This is a genomic window from Streptococcus sp. HMSC072G04 (assembly GCF_001813295.1).
In the GTDB taxonomy this organism is placed as follows: domain Bacteria; phylum Bacillota; class Bacilli; order Lactobacillales; family Streptococcaceae; genus Streptococcus.
Genome location: NZ_KV812016.1, coordinates 103,358 through 118,028 on the forward strand (window position 1 = coordinate 103,358; position 14,671 = coordinate 118,028).

Genomic DNA, 14,671 nt, shown 5'->3' on the forward strand with positions numbered 1-14,671 from the left:
TAAGGTCTCAATAATTCCGAGTGCCTGAAACATAATTATTTCAGGCACTTTTCTCACAGCGGAAAGTTTCAATATACTCTAATAATAATCAGATATTATTTGGATATTTTTGCACAATAATCCAGCATAGGTTATTCAAAGAAAAGAATTGTCAATTTTTTTAGCTTGCTCATAGCGGGCTTTTTTGTACGAAAACCGACTGCGATTGTTTTTGTTTTTCAAAGGGATACACAAAAAAGACTGAACCCGTAGAGTTCAGTCTTTGTTCACTTTCTATTAAAGTGATGTAAGGAAAGTCAATCCCCCTAGGATGACACCTGCCGAATTCGGAATGATCAAAATCCAGTCTTTTTTAGGTTCCTTTGTCCAACCATAAATGACCCAGATCAAGCAAGAAATAGCAGCTGACAAGGGTTGGAAAGGTTGGGCCTTATTTCCCTGTAAATTAGCAATAATTTGTGGGATGTAGGCAATGAAAACGATAATCCCAATAAAGGCACCGATCGAGCCAACGATTTGGTTGATTTTTTGTTTATTCATAAAATTTTACCTCTGTGTATCAATATAGCATAAGTAGGAAGAAAATGCAATTAATTTGCATGCTACGCAAAATGAAAACGATCACATTTGCAAAAGAATTAGACAAAGTGTCAAAAAATGGCAACTAGAGAGAAAATCCACTCGAAAAGAAATCCATCTTCCTGCAAAATCACAAGATTGTGACACTTTACAGTTCGGTAACATTTGAATAAAGTACTTGAATTTTAAGAGGGGAAGCGTTAGAATAGTGCATACTTAAAAAATGAAAGGTGTCATAAAAATGAATGAAAAACAAATGAAAATCCTTGGCTGGGTTGCGACCTTTATGTCTGTGATGATGTATGTGTCTTACTTCCCACAAATCATGGATAATCTCGCTGGTCACAAAGGAAACTTTATTCAACCTTTAGTGGCAGCCATCAACTGTAGTCTTTGGGTCTATTATGGACTCTTCAAAAAAGAACGCGATATCCCACTTGCTGCAGCTAATGCACCAGGGATCATCTTTGGTTTGATCACAGCGATCACAGCCTTGTAATTAATGAAAGAGAGAGTGGGACAGAAATCGGTCATTCGTTAGAATTCGATTTCGTCGTCCCACCTCCGCACAGTTGAGTAGGGCTGTAAAAGCTGATGAAATCAGCGTAGTAGAGCCCACTCAACCACTGCGTCTTGCTCGACAATCCAAAGACAGTTGATAGGCCAGGACTTTTGTCCCAGCTTCTTTTTTATAACTTCACTCATTTCCATGGTATAATGGGGGGACTATTAACCGAGAAGATCAAAAGGAGACACGAGTGGATCAAAAACATCACTGCCAAGTCCTATGGGCGAAAAATAAATACCTGGTGCTGAGTCATTCCAGCAACACCTACAAGGAGATCCGGGAATACCTCAAGCAAGACCAGGTGGAGGTCAGCCATGTCGAAGGCTTGATCCAGCAAGCACTGGCCTTGCCAGAAAATCGTGGCCAGGTCTCCAATGCCTTCCAGCATATCTGGGGCTATTTCAAAAAGCAGGCGACTCTTGAGGAAAAGGCAGGCTTTATGCTGCTACTTGAGAAATACCAGCATGGGCAAGCTAGCCAAGAGGATCTCATCAAGGGGATCCAGACGCTCCTTGAGCGCTATCCCAATCGCTACTTGCAAGACTCGACACTACTAGGAGGCCAATAGATGAGACTGTGGCACCAAGATTTGATTAGCAAACTCCCTCGTCCCCAGCTCCTCGGCCAACACCGGGAATGCTGCGCCCTTCGAGGCAATGGCTGGGGCAAGAAGCATGCAACGGTCAACTATGTCTTTGACTACTCGCCTTATCGCCTCTATGCCTATCACCGCCTGATCATGGAGGAGATGACCGCTCGTGGCTACAAGGTCAGCCCAGAGTGGTGGGAGCCGACCTACCGAGGCAAGACCTGCCCAGCCTATCCAGAACTGGAAGAGGAAGCATTGAATACTCCCATCTATCCCGAGCATCAGGCTACTTACCTCAAAGAATGCTTAGACAATCTAGCAGAAAAAGGGATTCAACTAGACTAGTAAAAAACGAACCAGACCAGGTTCGTTTTTTTGCGCCAATTCCCAACAAAATGCTTTGAAAGCGTTAATTTCTTTCCCAAACATGCTATAATAATAGGAGATTATGTACAGGAAAAGGATAGACGGATGAAGGCAGTAGCAACTCCAGAACTTGAGATTGAAAGACAGCTGATTCAGCAGTTGACATCAGGGGAGAGTCAGTGGACCTACCGAGAGGATCTCAAGAATGAAGACCAGTTGTGGGACAATTTCTTTGATAAGCTGGCGCAAAACAATGTCGCTGTGCTGGCGGACCATCCCTTGACTGACCAAGAAAAGCGCCAGATCAAGAACCAGCTCAACTTTGTCAGCTATTATGAGGCAGCCAAGTGGCTTGCTGGTGAAAATGGCATCGCCAAGGTTGAAGTCCAACGTGAGGATGCCAGTCTAGGCACTATCCGTCTCGCGGTCATTTGGCGGGACAATATCGCTGCTGGTAAGTCAAGCTATGAAGTGGTCAATCAAGTCGAACGCGACAAGGCCTATCCACTAGACCAGGATCGACGGCTCGATACGACCCTTCTGATCAATGGCCTGCCTCTCATCCATATCGAACTCAAGAGCCCACGAGTAGCCTTTCTAGATGCCTTTCATCAGATCAAGAAGTACGACCGAGAAGGCAAGTTCCGTGGTATTTACTCAAGCTTACAGATGTTTGTCGTGACCAATAAAGTCGACACACGCTATATCGCTGCAGCCCGTGAAAGTAAGCTAAACAAGCAATTCTTGACCAAGTGGGTGGACAAGGACAACAAGCCCATGATCGATCTCAACAGCTTTGCTCATGAGGTCCTCTCCATCCCTCGGGCCCACCAGATGGTCATGCAGTACTCGGTTATCGACGATAGCAAGAAGGCCCTCATCCTCCTGCGTCCCTACCAGATCCATGCCATCGAGGCAGTGCAGGAAGCCTCCCGCCGTCAAGAGTCAGGCTATATCTGGCATACGACCGGATCAGGCAAGACCCTGACCTCTTACAAGGTAGCGCGCAATCTCTTGCAGATCCCTGCTATCCAAAAGACCATCTTTGTCGTCGACCGCAGAGACTTGGACCAGCAGACGACTTCGTCCTTCCTCTCTTATGCGGCCAATGATGTCATCGACATCGACGAGACGGACAATACCCATGAGCTGGTCAAGCGCCTAGGGGGCAATGACAAGCGCGTGGTGGTCACGACCATTCAGAAAATCACGACCATGATGCGCAAGTTTGAAGAAGGGAAGTACCAGCGGGATGCTGGGAAGATCAAGGACCTGCGCGTGGCCTTTGTCGTTGATGAGTGCCACCGGGCAGTCACTCCACAGACGCAAAAGGAAATCAAGGCCTACTTCAAGAACTCTCTCTGGTACGGCTTTACAGGGACTCCAATCTTCAAGGAAAACAAACGCAAACAAGTGGGAGACCTGGCTCAGACCACCCACCAACAATATGGCGATCGCCTACATGAATACACGGTCAAGGAAGCCATCCATGATGGAGCGGTTCTAGGCTTTAAGGTAGACTACCGCAATACCATCATCTCAGATCTCCTAGAAGAAGAGATTCCAGACCAGGCCTATGAGGACAAGGAGCACATGCTAGAAGTCCTGGATGCCATGCTCAATAAGAGTCAGCAACAGCTCAATATCCCTAAAGGGGTCGGAAAGAGCTATGAAGCTATTTTGACAGTCAAGTCCATCCCACGAGCACAGGCCTATTACAATCTGCTCAAGAGCATTCTCGCAGGTAAGGAGCGGGTCAAAGTTTCCGAGCGGGTCAAACAATACCTACCAGATTTTCCAAAGTTTACCATCACCTACTCGGTGTCTGAAAATGAAGAAGAGTCCATCGGCTACCAAGACCACATGAAGCAGGTCATGGAGGACTACAACCAAGAGTTTGGCACGCATTTTAGCCTAGCGGATCTGCGGGGCTTTAACACCGATGTCAATAATCGTCTGGCCAGAAAGCAGGACAAGTATCTCTACCGCAATGAGCAGTTGGATTTGGTCATCGTGGTTGACCGTCTCTTGACCGGTTTTGATGCACCTTGTCTTTCAACACTCTTTATCGATCGCAAGCCTATGCGCCCACAGGACTTGATCCAGGCCTTTAGCCGGACCAATCGGATCTTTGATGACAAGAAGCACTTCGGCCATATCATCACCTTCCAGCGCCCTCAAGCCTTTAAGGAAGCCGTCGACAATGCCCTCAAGCTCTACTCCAATGGGGGAGAAAATGAAGTCCTGGCACCAAGCTGGGAAGAAGAGAAGCGCAACTTCTTAAAAGCCTGGGCAGAGTTTAAAGACCAAGTCACAGACTTCGAAGAAGAAGGAGTCGCCCTCGAGCAGGCTCCAACAGCCCAGCTCCGCAAGGTCGCTAAAGCCTATCAGGTCTTTGACAAGTACCAAGCCTCGATCCGCGTCTATTCAGAGTACGATAAGGAAGAGATCTATCGGGAAACAGGCCTCAGTGACAGTCGGCTCGAAGCCTATCTGGGCCTCTATCAAAATATCCTGGCGGAGATCAAGAGCAGGGATCCAGAAGTGGACAGCCAAGATGAGCTAGACATCCACTATGAGCTGGAGTCTGTCCAAGTCGATGAGATCAACTATGCCTATATCCTGATGCTGATCCAGAGTATGATTCAGCAGGAGGAAAATGAGGAGCAGACCCTGAGTGACAAGGATATCGCAACTGTAGATAGCTATATCGAGAGCCTGAACCGGACCAATCCAAGCCTAGCAGAGATCATACAAAACCTTTGGACCCAAGTCCAAGAAGAGCCCGAACGCTACCGAGGACAATCCATCACTGGAGTCTTGGACCAGATGATCGAATCCGTCATTGAAAGCCATATCGAAAGCTTTGCCAAAAACTGGTATATCGGAGCCAACGAACTCCGCTACTATATCCAACACTACCGCAAAGGTGCCAAAAAACAAGCAGGCGAAAGCCAGCTCACTAAGAGCCAACGCTACAAAGACTACAAGGCAGAAGTAGCAGATGCCCTCAACCCACTCAGCTACAAAAAACAAATCAAAGAAGCCTATACCCAACTGATCGAAGAGGTGATTGAACCACTGACAGTGGGGAGGTAGGGAGAGAACGTGGATAAATTATTAGATAGTTTTGAAACAGTTTTTGGTAATGGATTTCTAAAATATTTTAAGGAACAGGAAAAGAAGCACCATTACTTTAAATTGAATGACTATAAAAAAATAATTCAGAAATTTGTTGAGGATGAACAGAGAGATCGAGTTAATTATTATAGAGGGAAGCATGTTCATTTTACTCGTTTTTTGCTTATTAGTATTGAGAAATTTAAAAGTAATGGGAGATCAATAGACTTTACAGAATTAGATCATAAAGGTAAATTGATTTGGCAGTTGGAACATATTATGCCCCAAAGTAATTTTGAAAATGGGGATTGTTACAAGAATAAATTAGGGAATTTAACTTTATTGCACAGGGATACAAATGTAAAAATCTCAAATGAAACTTTTGTAGAAAAAAAGAAAGTATTACTTGATAAAGTTGAGTCAAAGTTTTACATTAACGAAGTTTTTAGAACAGATAATTTTGAGAAATCTGATATTAAAAATCGATCAATTAATTTAATAAATGATTTAGGTAAAATTATAAATGATAATTTTGACGTTTATCGCAAAAAAGTACTAAAAATATAATACAAAAATATTGAAGATGATTTCTAATTTTGTTATTTATACTTTGTAAATATATAAAATGACAATATGTAAGATAAAATAGTGTTAGAATGGCTAAATAATGAAACAAAAATGTCTACATGAAGTATCCAAATCAATTTTGCTAGAGGAAACTATAGAATTAAGACAAATTTTAGAATTGATTTATAATTCCAAAGATGAAGTTAGCAATAATGAAATATATATTGCTTTAATTCCAATTATCTCATCTGTTTGTTTAGGATGGCTTGAAATATTTAAAGAAGAAGATGTAAAAATGGATGTCTTTAAAATAGGGGATTATAATTTTGAGGAATTACTAAAAAGTTCAAGAATTGGATTAAAATTATACTCTGATAAAAAATTATCAAAGGCTGGTAAACTACTTAAAAAAAATTCGCGAGAATTTAAAGCCATACTTCAAACAGATTATAATGCTTTACAAAAACTTTTTGTTTATATGTTTGGGCAATGCGACTTTGGAGTTTTTAGTATAAATAATATTCCTTTTGGAAATACCAGTCAACAGTTTCTTTATTTTGAAGATTTTATAAAGTTTGAGGAAAATGTATCTTTTAAAACATGGTTATTAGAAATAGAACAGGTTATTTTTGAGTATTCTAAACATATTGGATTTATTGTTGAATATATAATAAAACTGTTTAATAAATCAAATTCTATTTCTAAAGGTTCTAAAATTAAAATAGACAGTAATAACATGAGCCATAAAGATTATTTTCTTATTGATGAGAAACGTAGAAATATTTTGCAAGGAAATCTTCCTATGGAGGTTCAATTACAGCTTTTCAATGTATTATGTCAGAATAATTTTATAACTAGTGTATTATCAGAAGTATTTAATTCTAAAGGTATTCTATTCTATAGATCAAAAATTCAAACTTATCTTGTAAGTGTTAATTATCTGATAAAAGTACATAATAAATATAGTGAATATCTAAAAAAAGAATATGAGGATGATTTCAAGCAAATTTTTACAGTTAAAAACAAGTTTTTTTCAAATAATTGTAGCTTAAGAAATAATATATTTCATTACAAGATTCAAGCATTTCCCGAACAAGTTTTTTTAAATTCTAGTAGTTACTTTATAGATATGGTTGAGTATGAAACTAAAATGAATTTTAAGAATTTAATGAAAATAGTGGATGATGAAATTGATAGAATTAATTCTATTATTTACAAGATAATTAATTACGATGGATTATATATAAAAAATTAAGTTGATTGAGAGTGGATTATAATTATGGCACATGTTAGTGGAGAAAATATAGAAGGTTGCTTTCAATGTTTGAATAATAAAGATTTTATTTTACCTGAAGATATTATTCAAGCTGTTATTAATAAAAATTTGGTGCTATTTTGTGGGGCAGGTATTAGCACAGAATCTAAAAAAGTCATGCCTTACACTTTTTATACAGATGTGTTTGAAGAATTAAAAAAAAATAATAAGGTTAATGTGAGAGATGATTTATCTTTTTCATCACTTATGAGCCTATACTGTAGTAATGTTTATAATGGTCGGAAAAAATTATTTCAAAAAATAAATAAGAGATTTCAGATGATTGAGAATTTTCCTGAATTGTACAGAATAGCATCTGAGTTCCATACTGAAGTTTCACAAATTCCTCAAATTGAAACAGTGATAACGACTAATTGGGATTGTCTTTTTGAGGATAATTGTGACATGTTTCCAATTATTTATAATGAAGATGTTGCTTTGTGGGATACATTTGAGAAAAGGGTTTTTAAAATTCATGGTTCTATTAAAAATGTAGGTTCAATTATTGCTACTGAGGAGGACTATGAAAATTGTTATCAAAAATTGTCAGCAAAACCTATTGGGGATAGGCTAAAATCTATTTTATCAACAAAAACAGTAGTTTTTGTAGGTTTTTCTTTTGGTGATGAAGATTTGAATAAAATCATTGAGATTCTTTCAGATGATTTGGGACAGTTTGCCAATCAATTTTATTTAGTTACAATTGATGAAGAGTGGATGGAGAAGGATTCTAAAAATATAATTCCTATTATTACTGATGGAACATTTTTTGTTAAATCTTTGAAAAAAGAACTTATTAAAAGAAAAATAATTTTTGATAGCGAGTTATACCAATTTACTGAATATGCAAATGACACTTTGGTAAATGAGCATGTTAAGTGGATGGATGATACAAAATTTCATAAAATTTTACAAGAATATCCCGAACTTTTATTAAGTATTGCTTATCAAGATGGCCTAATTCATGCTTTTCAGAGGTGTCATGCCGATAAAAAGTCAGGAAGAATGTTAATGCCGCAATATATTCATAAAGTTGTTCGTAGCTATTTACTTTTATATAACCAAAGGATTAATGAAAATGAATATTTACGAGCTTATTATGATCGAGGGTATTCTGATGGTTTTTTAGCATTGGAAATGTTTGCATGTGGTAAGAGAGAAGATGCTTTATTACCGCCGATGTTCTTTTTTGAAGAGGAAAATTTTGTCGATTTAGGATCATTATTATCCTATTTAAAAGATAATAGAAACCAAAAACTTTACAATTATTGTAAAGAAAAGGTTACTCTATATAAGAACGGGGTTATTCCTCATTTTATGCCATGGTTTTGTTAGATGTATTTTAGTGGAGATTTTAAATGAATCAACATAATAATCAAAAAATTAGATTTAAGGGATATGATAATTCTCTTGAAAGAAAAACAATAGGTGATATAACGACTAGTTTTTCAGGAGGGACTCCAAAATCAAGTAATAAGACTTATTATGAAGGAAACATTCCTTTTATCCGTTCTGGAGAAATTAGATCAAATCAAACAGACTTATTTATAAGTGAAGACGCTTTGAAAGACTCTTCAGCAAAAATGGTAGAAAAAGGTGATATTCTATATGCACTGTATGGTGCAACAAGTGGAGAGGTCGCAATAAGCCAGATAAATGGTGCTATTAATCAGGCTATACTTGCTATTAAACCAAATTTAGGATATTCTTCTGAGTTTATTATGAATTATCTTAAGAAAGAGAAAGATAATATTTTGGAAAAATATCTACAAGGTGGGCAAGGGAATCTTTCTGCGGCAATAGTTAAAAGTATTGAATTACATTTACCTAGCCAAGAAGAACAATCCGCCATTGGTTCTCTCTTCCGCACCCTCTACGACCTTCTGGCTAGCTACAAGGACAATCTTGCCAACTACCAATCTCTCAAGGTGACCATGCTTTCCAAGATGTTTCCCAAAACTGGCCAGACCGTTCCTGAGATTCGTTTGGATGGATTTGAAGGTGAGTGGGAAAAAGGAACAATTGGAGAGTTTGGCTCTTTCTATTATGGAAAAAGTGCACCGAAATGGTCGGTGACTGATGATGCAACAACACCGTGTGTACGTTATGGCGAGTTGTATACAAAATTCTCCACAAAAATAGATAAAATATACTCGTATACATCAATTCCTAAAGAAAATTTGAAATTGAGTTCTGGTAATGAGGTACTAGTACCTCGGGTTGGTGAAAATCCATTAGATTTTGCAAATTGTAGTTGGTTATCATTAAAAGATGTTGCTATCGGTGAAATGATTTCAGTGTATAATACACCTAATAATCCTTTATTTATAGCAAATTATTTCAATGCTAAAATGAAAAAGGAATTTGCAAAACGAGTGGAAGGAGGTAGTGTGGCAAACCTTTACTACACATATTTAGAGAATATTTCAATATCTGTGCCATCTCTTCCTGAGCAACAAGCTATCGGCGCCTATTTCTCCAACCTTGATAACCTCATCGCTACTCACCAAGAAAAGATTTCGCAGCTAGAAACACTGAAAAAGAAACTCTTACAAGATATGTTTATCTAACCTTCAAAAATTCCCCTTATCAGCAACCATAAGCCCTTCATTTTTCGAATAGTATAAGTGAGTCCCTTTGATTCGTTCAAAGGGTGCTCCTTAGTATTTAATAACTTAAAAGTATTTACTTTTAATAACTTTTGAGTTATAATAAATTCGAAAAGAGGTTGCTTTGTGCACGCTATTTATTTTTATAAGGACAAACAGGGGAATCAACCTGTTCTGGACTACATGAGGGAGCTAGCTCGTCGCGATAATAAGGACAGCCGGATCAAGCTCAACAAGCTTAATGACTATATCGAGCTTTTGAGCCAGCATGGAACACGTGCTGGCCAACCCTACATCAAGCATCTGGATGCGGAGATCTGGGAGTTGAGACCCTTGCGGGATAGGATTTTATTCGTGGCTTGGCTGGATGGGAGCTTTGTCTTACTGCATCATTTTGTCAAAAAGACGCAAAAGACACCTAGACGAGAGATCGAGAAAGCCAAGCGGGAGTTGCAAGATTTGAAGGAAAGAGGGCTAAGAGATGAAGAATAGTGCCATCGGCAGCAATTGGAAAGATGTGAGAGCAGAGCTCTTCACCAAGGAAGAAATCCTGGAAAGTGATCTGCGGGTCGCGATTATGACAGAGCTGATCGAGGCTCGGCATGAAAAGGGAATTAGCCAAAAGAAACTAGAAGAACTCAGTGGGGTCAGTCAACCGGTCATCGCTCGGATGGAGACAGGAAAGACCAGTCCTCAATTGGACACGGTCTTGAAAGTCTTAGCCAGTCTGGGCAAGACCCTCGCCGTCGTCCCACTGGAGCAAGAAAAGGTCTAAAAGAAATCAGAAAGAATTACTATGGAAACAACACAAACCTCCCAGTCGCTCTACCAAGCCCTGTGGAACTCAGCGGATGTGCTCCGCTCTAAGATGGATGCCAATGACTATAAGTCTTACCTTTTGGGGATGATCTTTTACAAGTACCTCTCAGATAAGTTGCTCTTCTTTGTAGCGGAGACTATGGAGGAGGAGACAGAAAGTCTGGATGAAGCCTTGGTGCTTTACCGATCCTACTATGAGGATCCAGACTCTCAAGAGGACTTGATCTCCGTCATCACCGATGAGCTCAACTATGTCATTAAGCCTGACTTGACCTTTACGGCCTTGGTAGACCGAGTCAATGAAGGGACCTTCCAGCTGGAAGATCTGGCTCAGGGTTTCAGAGACATTGAGCAAAGTGATGACCTCTATGAAAACCTCTTTGAGGATATTGATCTCTATTCCAAGAAGCTAGGGGCCACTCCTCAAAAGCAAAACCAGCTAGTGGCTGCTGTTATGAAAGAGCTGGCAGTGCTGGATGTGGCAGGTCATGCGGGTGATATGCTTGGGGATGCTTACGAGTACTTGATTGGTCAGTTTGCGACTGACTCGGGTAAGAAAGCTGGAGAGTTCTATACGCCCCAGCCTGTAGCCAAGCTCATGACCCAGATTGCCTTTTTAGGGCGTGAAGACGTGCAGGGCTTTACCATCTACGATGCCACCATGGGATCAGGCTCCCTCTTGCTCAATGCTAAGAAGTATTCCCACCAGCCTCAAACCGTCCAGTACTTTGGTCAGGAGCTCAATACCTCTACCTATAACCTGGCTCGAATGAACATGATCCTACACGGGGTTCCGGTGGAAAACCAGTTCTTGCACAATGCCGATACGCTGGACGAAGACTGGCCGACACAAGAGCCGACCAACTTTGATGGGGTCCTTATGAACCCACCATACTCAGCTAAGTGGTCTGCAAGCTCCGGCTTCCTCCAAGATCCTCGCTTCTCCCCATTTGGCAAGCTCGCCCCTCAATCCAAGGCTGACTTCGCCTTTCTCTTGCATGGTTATTACCACCTCAAGCAGGACAAGGGTGTCATGGCTATCGTCCTTCCTCACGGAGTCCTTTTCCGTGGCAATGCTGAAGGAACCATTCGCAAGGCCTTGCTGGAAGAAGGCGCCATTGATACGGTGATCGGTCTTCCTGCCAATATCTTCTTCAATACCAGTATTCCAACGACGGTCATCATTCTCAAGAAGAACCGGACCAATCGGGACGTCTACTTTATCGATGCCTCTAAGGAATTTGACAAGGGCAAGAACCAGAATATCATGACGGATGCTCATATCGAGAAGATCCTCAAGGCCTATAAGAGCAGAGAGGATATGGATAAGTTTGCTCATCTGGCTAGCTTTGAGGAGATCGTCGAGAATGACTACAATCTCAATATCCCACGCTATGTGGATACCTTTGAGGAAGAAGAAGTGGAGCCACTGACAGAGATCGTGGCCAAGATCAATCAGACCAACGCCACCATTGAGACCCAGACAGCTTCTCTTCTAGACATGCTCAGCCAGCTTCATGGAACAACACCAGAAGCTGATGCTGAACTCAAGAAATTCGTCCAAGAGTTTAAGGGTTAGGGTGTGAGGAGATGGTAGTAGGTAAAGGATATTCTTTTCGCTATTTCCCAAATTTTTTTCGAATAATAGAAGTGAGAGTGGGACAGAAATCGGTAATTCGTTAGAATTCGATTTCGTCGTCCCACCTCCGCACAGTTGAGTAGGGCTGTAAAGGCTGATGAAATCAGCGTAGTAGAGCCCACTCAACCACTGCGTCTTGCTCGACAATCCAAAAATAATTGAGAGGCTAGGACTTTTGTCCCAGCCTCATTTTTTATCGAAAAGGAGCAGGGATGCAAAAGAGACACGCGCATGTATCGCCGACCTTGGACATCATGGCCAAGAAGATTTTTAGTTTACCAGAGGTGACGGCAGCATTTATTCGAGATATTTTAGAGCTGGATGTGGCGGACGCTCAGATTGTGGAGGGAAGCCAGCCCCACAGCATGGCCTATGAGGAGGATGACTTGTTCTCCACTGCGGTGGATGTGAGAGCCAAGCTCCATGATGGAACCGAGGTGATCATCGAGATCCAGATTCGCAAGCAGCAGTATTTCTTGAATCGGTTCCATTACTATTTGGCCAATCAGCTGGTGGAGAATGTGCAAAAACTGCGCCAGCAAGGACAGACACATAGGATGTACGAGCAGATGGAGCCCGTCTATGGGATTGCGATTTTGGAGAAGTCGCTCTTACTAGACGAAGAGGCCGCCATCAACAAGTACTGGCTGACCAATAGCCGGTCTGGCAAGCAACTTAAGGCCTATTATAAAAATGGTAAGCACCAAAATCTTCTGCAGGTTGCCTTTTTAGAGCTAGACAAGTATAATAAAGATGAGAACCTGACAGATGCAGGCAGACAGTGGCTGGAATTTTTTGGGAATCTTCCCTTTACAAAAGCTCCCAGTCAGGCCGTTGCCCACGCAGATTCATTACTGGATTCATCTAGCTGGACCAAGGAGGAGAAGACCATGATAGACGAGCGTATTCGTATTCAAGAAAATTATGATATGACCCTGGAGACGGCTATAGACGAAGCACGCGAAGAAGGTCTGGAACAAGGTCGTAAACAGTTGGTATGCGAGATGATCTCACGAGGAATGACGCCTGATCTTATATCGGAGATGACGGGTTTATCGCTGGAGGAGATCAAATCTATGATAGTTTAAGATCTAGCTGGACCAAGGAGGAGAAGACCATGATAGACGAGCGTATTCGTATTCAAGAAAATTATGATATGACCCTGGAGACGGCTATAGACGAAGCACGCGAAGAAGGTCTGGAACAAGGTCGTAAACAGTTGGTATGCGAAATGATCTCACGAGGAATGACGCCTGATCTGATATCGGAGATGACGGGTTTGTCGCTGGAGGAGATTGAGACTCTTCTTTCTTGAGTCGTTAAAAGAGGCAGTGCCTCTTTTCTTTTTGAAAAAAATTGAAAATTTTCCCATTTTTTCAATCCGCCTTTCTAGAATTGTGGTAGAATAGAGTCAACAAAGAGCTATCCTCACCAACAGTGTGATCGATACTAGAAAAGAGGATTCTGATGACAAGAAAAATTGGTATTATTGGTTTGGGGCATGTGGGTGCGACCTTGGCCCACAGCATGATTTTGAAACACACCTGTGATCACTTGGTCTTGATTGATACCAATGAGAAAAAGGTCAAGGCAGATGCCTTGGATTTCTGTGATACAGTTGCCAATACCGGGTATCCGGTTCATATCACGGTCAATGACTACGCGGCTTTAAAAGATGCGGATGTCGTAGTGTCGACTCTTGGAAATATCGAGTTGCAGGCTAATAACACAGATGACCGTTTTGCGGAGCTTCCTTTTACCAGCAAGCAAGTAGTGCAAGTAGCGCGTGATTTGAAGGCTTCTGGCTTTAGCGGGGTCTTATTGGTAGTGACCAATCCGGTCGATGCCGTCACTCAACTCTATCAACAATATACCGGCCTTCCAAAAGAACAGGTGATTGGGACCGGGACTTTACTGGATACAGCTCGGATGAAGCGTGCAGTCGCTGATCGTTTGCAGGTTTCTCCTGCTAGTGTATCAGGTTACAACCTCGGTGAGCACGGAAATTCTCAATTTGTCGCTTGGAGTCAAGTCCGTGTCAAAGGACACGCCATTACCGATCTCTTCTCTCAAGAAGAGCTTGACGCCATCAACTACGAGTCCTTGCGCGGTGGCCACACGGTCTTCTTTGGCAAATTCTATACCAATTTTGGGATTGCAGCAGCAGCCCAACGCCTGGCAGAAGCTGTGATCAATGATAGCCACGAGGAAATGCCAGTGTCTAACTATCGTCCAGAATATGGAACCTATCTTGGCTACCCAGCGATCGTGGGTCGAAAAGGAATTCTTGAACGATTGGATTTGCATTTGACAGAAGAAGAAAAAGAAAAATTACTCCATTCAGCCGAAACTATCAAAGAAAATACACGAAAAGGATTGGAGCACGCATAAAAGTGAGGGGGTGGGCAAAATCTGTTCACCCTTCGATGTATAATAGGCATAAAAGTATGACTCAGTGGTTGATTGGTATCTTTGTTCGCTTTTTAAGCTCCAAAGATAA

15 protein-coding genes are annotated in these 14,671 nt (G+C 41.2%); 14 read left to right on the forward strand and 1 reads right to left on the reverse strand.

The window, feature by feature from the left end:
- Positions 1-276 precede the first annotated feature (276 nt).
- Positions 277-540, reverse strand: coding sequence for a SemiSWEET family transporter (locus tag HMPREF2904_RS03185; protein WP_003012241.1), 264 nt, complete (start codon positions 538-540; stop codon positions 277-279).
- A gap of 280 nt (positions 541-820) precedes the next feature.
- Between HMPREF2904_RS03185 and HMPREF2904_RS03190 the strand changes: the two genes are divergently transcribed.
- The 14 genes from HMPREF2904_RS03190 to HMPREF2904_RS03255 all read left to right on the forward strand — a co-directional run bounded on the left by HMPREF2904_RS03190 (position 821) and on the right by HMPREF2904_RS03255 (position 14,562).
- On the forward strand, positions 821-1,078 hold the full coding sequence (locus HMPREF2904_RS03190) for a SemiSWEET family transporter (RefSeq protein WP_003011864.1): 258 nt from the start codon (positions 821-823) through the stop codon (positions 1,076-1,078).
- A gap of 259 nt (positions 1,079-1,337) precedes the next feature.
- Complete coding sequence (locus tag HMPREF2904_RS03195; RefSeq protein WP_070660019.1) at positions 1,338-1,715, forward strand: YbgA family protein; 378 nt, start codon at positions 1,338-1,340, stop codon at positions 1,713-1,715.
- Positions 1,716-2,081, forward strand: a complete 366-nt coding sequence (locus HMPREF2904_RS03200; RefSeq protein WP_070660022.1) for a TIGR02328 family protein — start codon at positions 1,716-1,718, stop codon at positions 2,079-2,081.
- A gap of 126 nt (positions 2,082-2,207) precedes the next feature.
- Positions 2,208-5,201 carry a type I restriction endonuclease subunit R gene (locus HMPREF2904_RS03205; RefSeq protein ID WP_070660023.1) on the forward strand — a complete coding sequence of 998 codons (2,994 nt, stop codon included), beginning with the start codon at positions 2,208-2,210 and terminating at the stop codon, positions 5,199-5,201.
- 9 nt (positions 5,202-5,210) lie between these two features.
- Positions 5,211-5,789 carry an HNH endonuclease family protein gene (locus HMPREF2904_RS03210; RefSeq protein WP_070660025.1) on the forward strand — a complete coding sequence of 193 codons (579 nt, stop codon included), beginning with the start codon at positions 5,211-5,213 and terminating at the stop codon, positions 5,787-5,789.
- Between the two features lie 100 nt (positions 5,790-5,889).
- A complete protein-coding gene (locus HMPREF2904_RS03215) occupies positions 5,890-7,044 on the forward strand; it encodes a hypothetical protein (protein WP_083307525.1) in 1,155 nt (384 codons plus the stop codon).
- A gap of 24 nt (positions 7,045-7,068) precedes the next feature.
- Entirely contained in the window at positions 7,069-8,439 is a 1,371-nt protein-coding gene (locus HMPREF2904_RS03220; protein WP_070660028.1) for an SIR2 family protein, read from the forward strand.
- A 23-nt stretch (positions 8,440-8,462) separates the two neighbouring features.
- Entirely contained in the window at positions 8,463-9,674 is a 1,212-nt protein-coding gene (locus HMPREF2904_RS03225) for a restriction endonuclease subunit S (protein WP_070660031.1), read from the forward strand.
- Positions 9,675-9,839: 165 nt separating this feature from the next.
- Positions 9,840-10,205: a type II toxin-antitoxin system RelE/ParE family toxin gene (locus HMPREF2904_RS03230; protein ID WP_049518263.1), complete on the forward strand. Its 366-nt coding sequence runs from the start codon at positions 9,840-9,842 to the stop codon at positions 10,203-10,205.
- Positions 10,195-10,488 carry a helix-turn-helix domain-containing protein gene (locus HMPREF2904_RS03235; RefSeq protein WP_021144391.1) on the forward strand — a complete coding sequence of 98 codons (294 nt, stop codon included), beginning with the start codon at positions 10,195-10,197 and terminating at the stop codon, positions 10,486-10,488. Before HMPREF2904_RS03230 ends, HMPREF2904_RS03235 begins: the two co-directional genes overlap by 11 nt.
- 21 nt (positions 10,489-10,509) lie before the next feature.
- The gene (locus HMPREF2904_RS03240; protein WP_070660033.1) at positions 10,510-12,111 is read left to right on the forward strand and encodes a type I restriction-modification system subunit M; all 1,602 of its coding nucleotides are present in this window, start codon (positions 10,510-10,512) and stop codon (positions 12,109-12,111) included.
- A 272-nt stretch (positions 12,112-12,383) separates the two neighbouring features.
- Entirely contained in the window at positions 12,384-13,259 is an 876-nt protein-coding gene (locus tag HMPREF2904_RS03245) for an Rpn family recombination-promoting nuclease/putative transposase (protein WP_070660037.1), read from the forward strand.
- A gap of 29 nt (positions 13,260-13,288) precedes the next feature.
- Positions 13,289-13,486 carry a transposase gene (locus HMPREF2904_RS03250; RefSeq protein WP_070660040.1) on the forward strand — a complete coding sequence of 66 codons (198 nt, stop codon included), beginning with the start codon at positions 13,289-13,291 and terminating at the stop codon, positions 13,484-13,486.
- 152 nt (positions 13,487-13,638) lie between these two features.
- Positions 13,639-14,562 (forward strand): L-lactate dehydrogenase, encoded by a 924-nt coding sequence (locus HMPREF2904_RS03255; RefSeq protein ID WP_013903259.1) that lies wholly within the window; start codon positions 13,639-13,641, stop codon positions 14,560-14,562.
- The last annotated feature ends 109 nt before the right edge of the window (positions 14,563-14,671 follow it).

Excerpts from the sequence above, each read along its gene's own strand:
- HMPREF2904_RS03245 (WP_070660037.1), top strand. The coding sequence starts at position 12,384 with ATGCAAAAGAGACACGCGCATGTATCGCCGACCTTGGACATCATGGCC.
- HMPREF2904_RS03200 (WP_070660022.1), top strand. The coding sequence starts at position 1,716 with ATGAGACTGTGGCACCAAGATTTGATTAGCAAACTCCCTCGTCCCCAG.
- HMPREF2904_RS03215 (WP_083307525.1), top strand. The coding sequence starts at position 5,890 with ATGAAACAAAAATGTCTACATGAAGTATCCAAATCAATTTTGCTAGAG.
- HMPREF2904_RS03235 (WP_021144391.1), top strand. The coding sequence starts at position 10,195 with ATGAAGAATAGTGCCATCGGCAGCAATTGGAAAGATGTGAGAGCAGAG.
- HMPREF2904_RS03255 (WP_013903259.1), top strand. The coding sequence starts at position 13,639 with ATGACAAGAAAAATTGGTATTATTGGTTTGGGGCATGTGGGTGCGACC.
- HMPREF2904_RS03240 (WP_070660033.1), top strand. The coding sequence starts at position 10,510 with ATGGAAACAACACAAACCTCCCAGTCGCTCTACCAAGCCCTGTGGAAC.
- HMPREF2904_RS03220 (WP_070660028.1), top strand. The coding sequence starts at position 7,069 with ATGGCACATGTTAGTGGAGAAAATATAGAAGGTTGCTTTCAATGTTTG.
- HMPREF2904_RS03190 (WP_003011864.1), top strand. The coding sequence starts at position 821 with ATGAATGAAAAACAAATGAAAATCCTTGGCTGGGTTGCGACCTTTATG.
- HMPREF2904_RS03250 (WP_070660040.1), top strand. The coding sequence starts at position 13,289 with ATGATAGACGAGCGTATTCGTATTCAAGAAAATTATGATATGACCCTG.
- HMPREF2904_RS03185 (WP_003012241.1), bottom strand. The coding sequence starts at position 540 with ATGAATAAACAAAAAATCAACCAAATCGTTGGCTCGATCGGTGCCTTT.
- HMPREF2904_RS03225 (WP_070660031.1), top strand. The coding sequence starts at position 8,463 with ATGAATCAACATAATAATCAAAAAATTAGATTTAAGGGATATGATAAT.
- HMPREF2904_RS03205 (WP_070660023.1), top strand. The coding sequence starts at position 2,208 with ATGAAGGCAGTAGCAACTCCAGAACTTGAGATTGAAAGACAGCTGATT.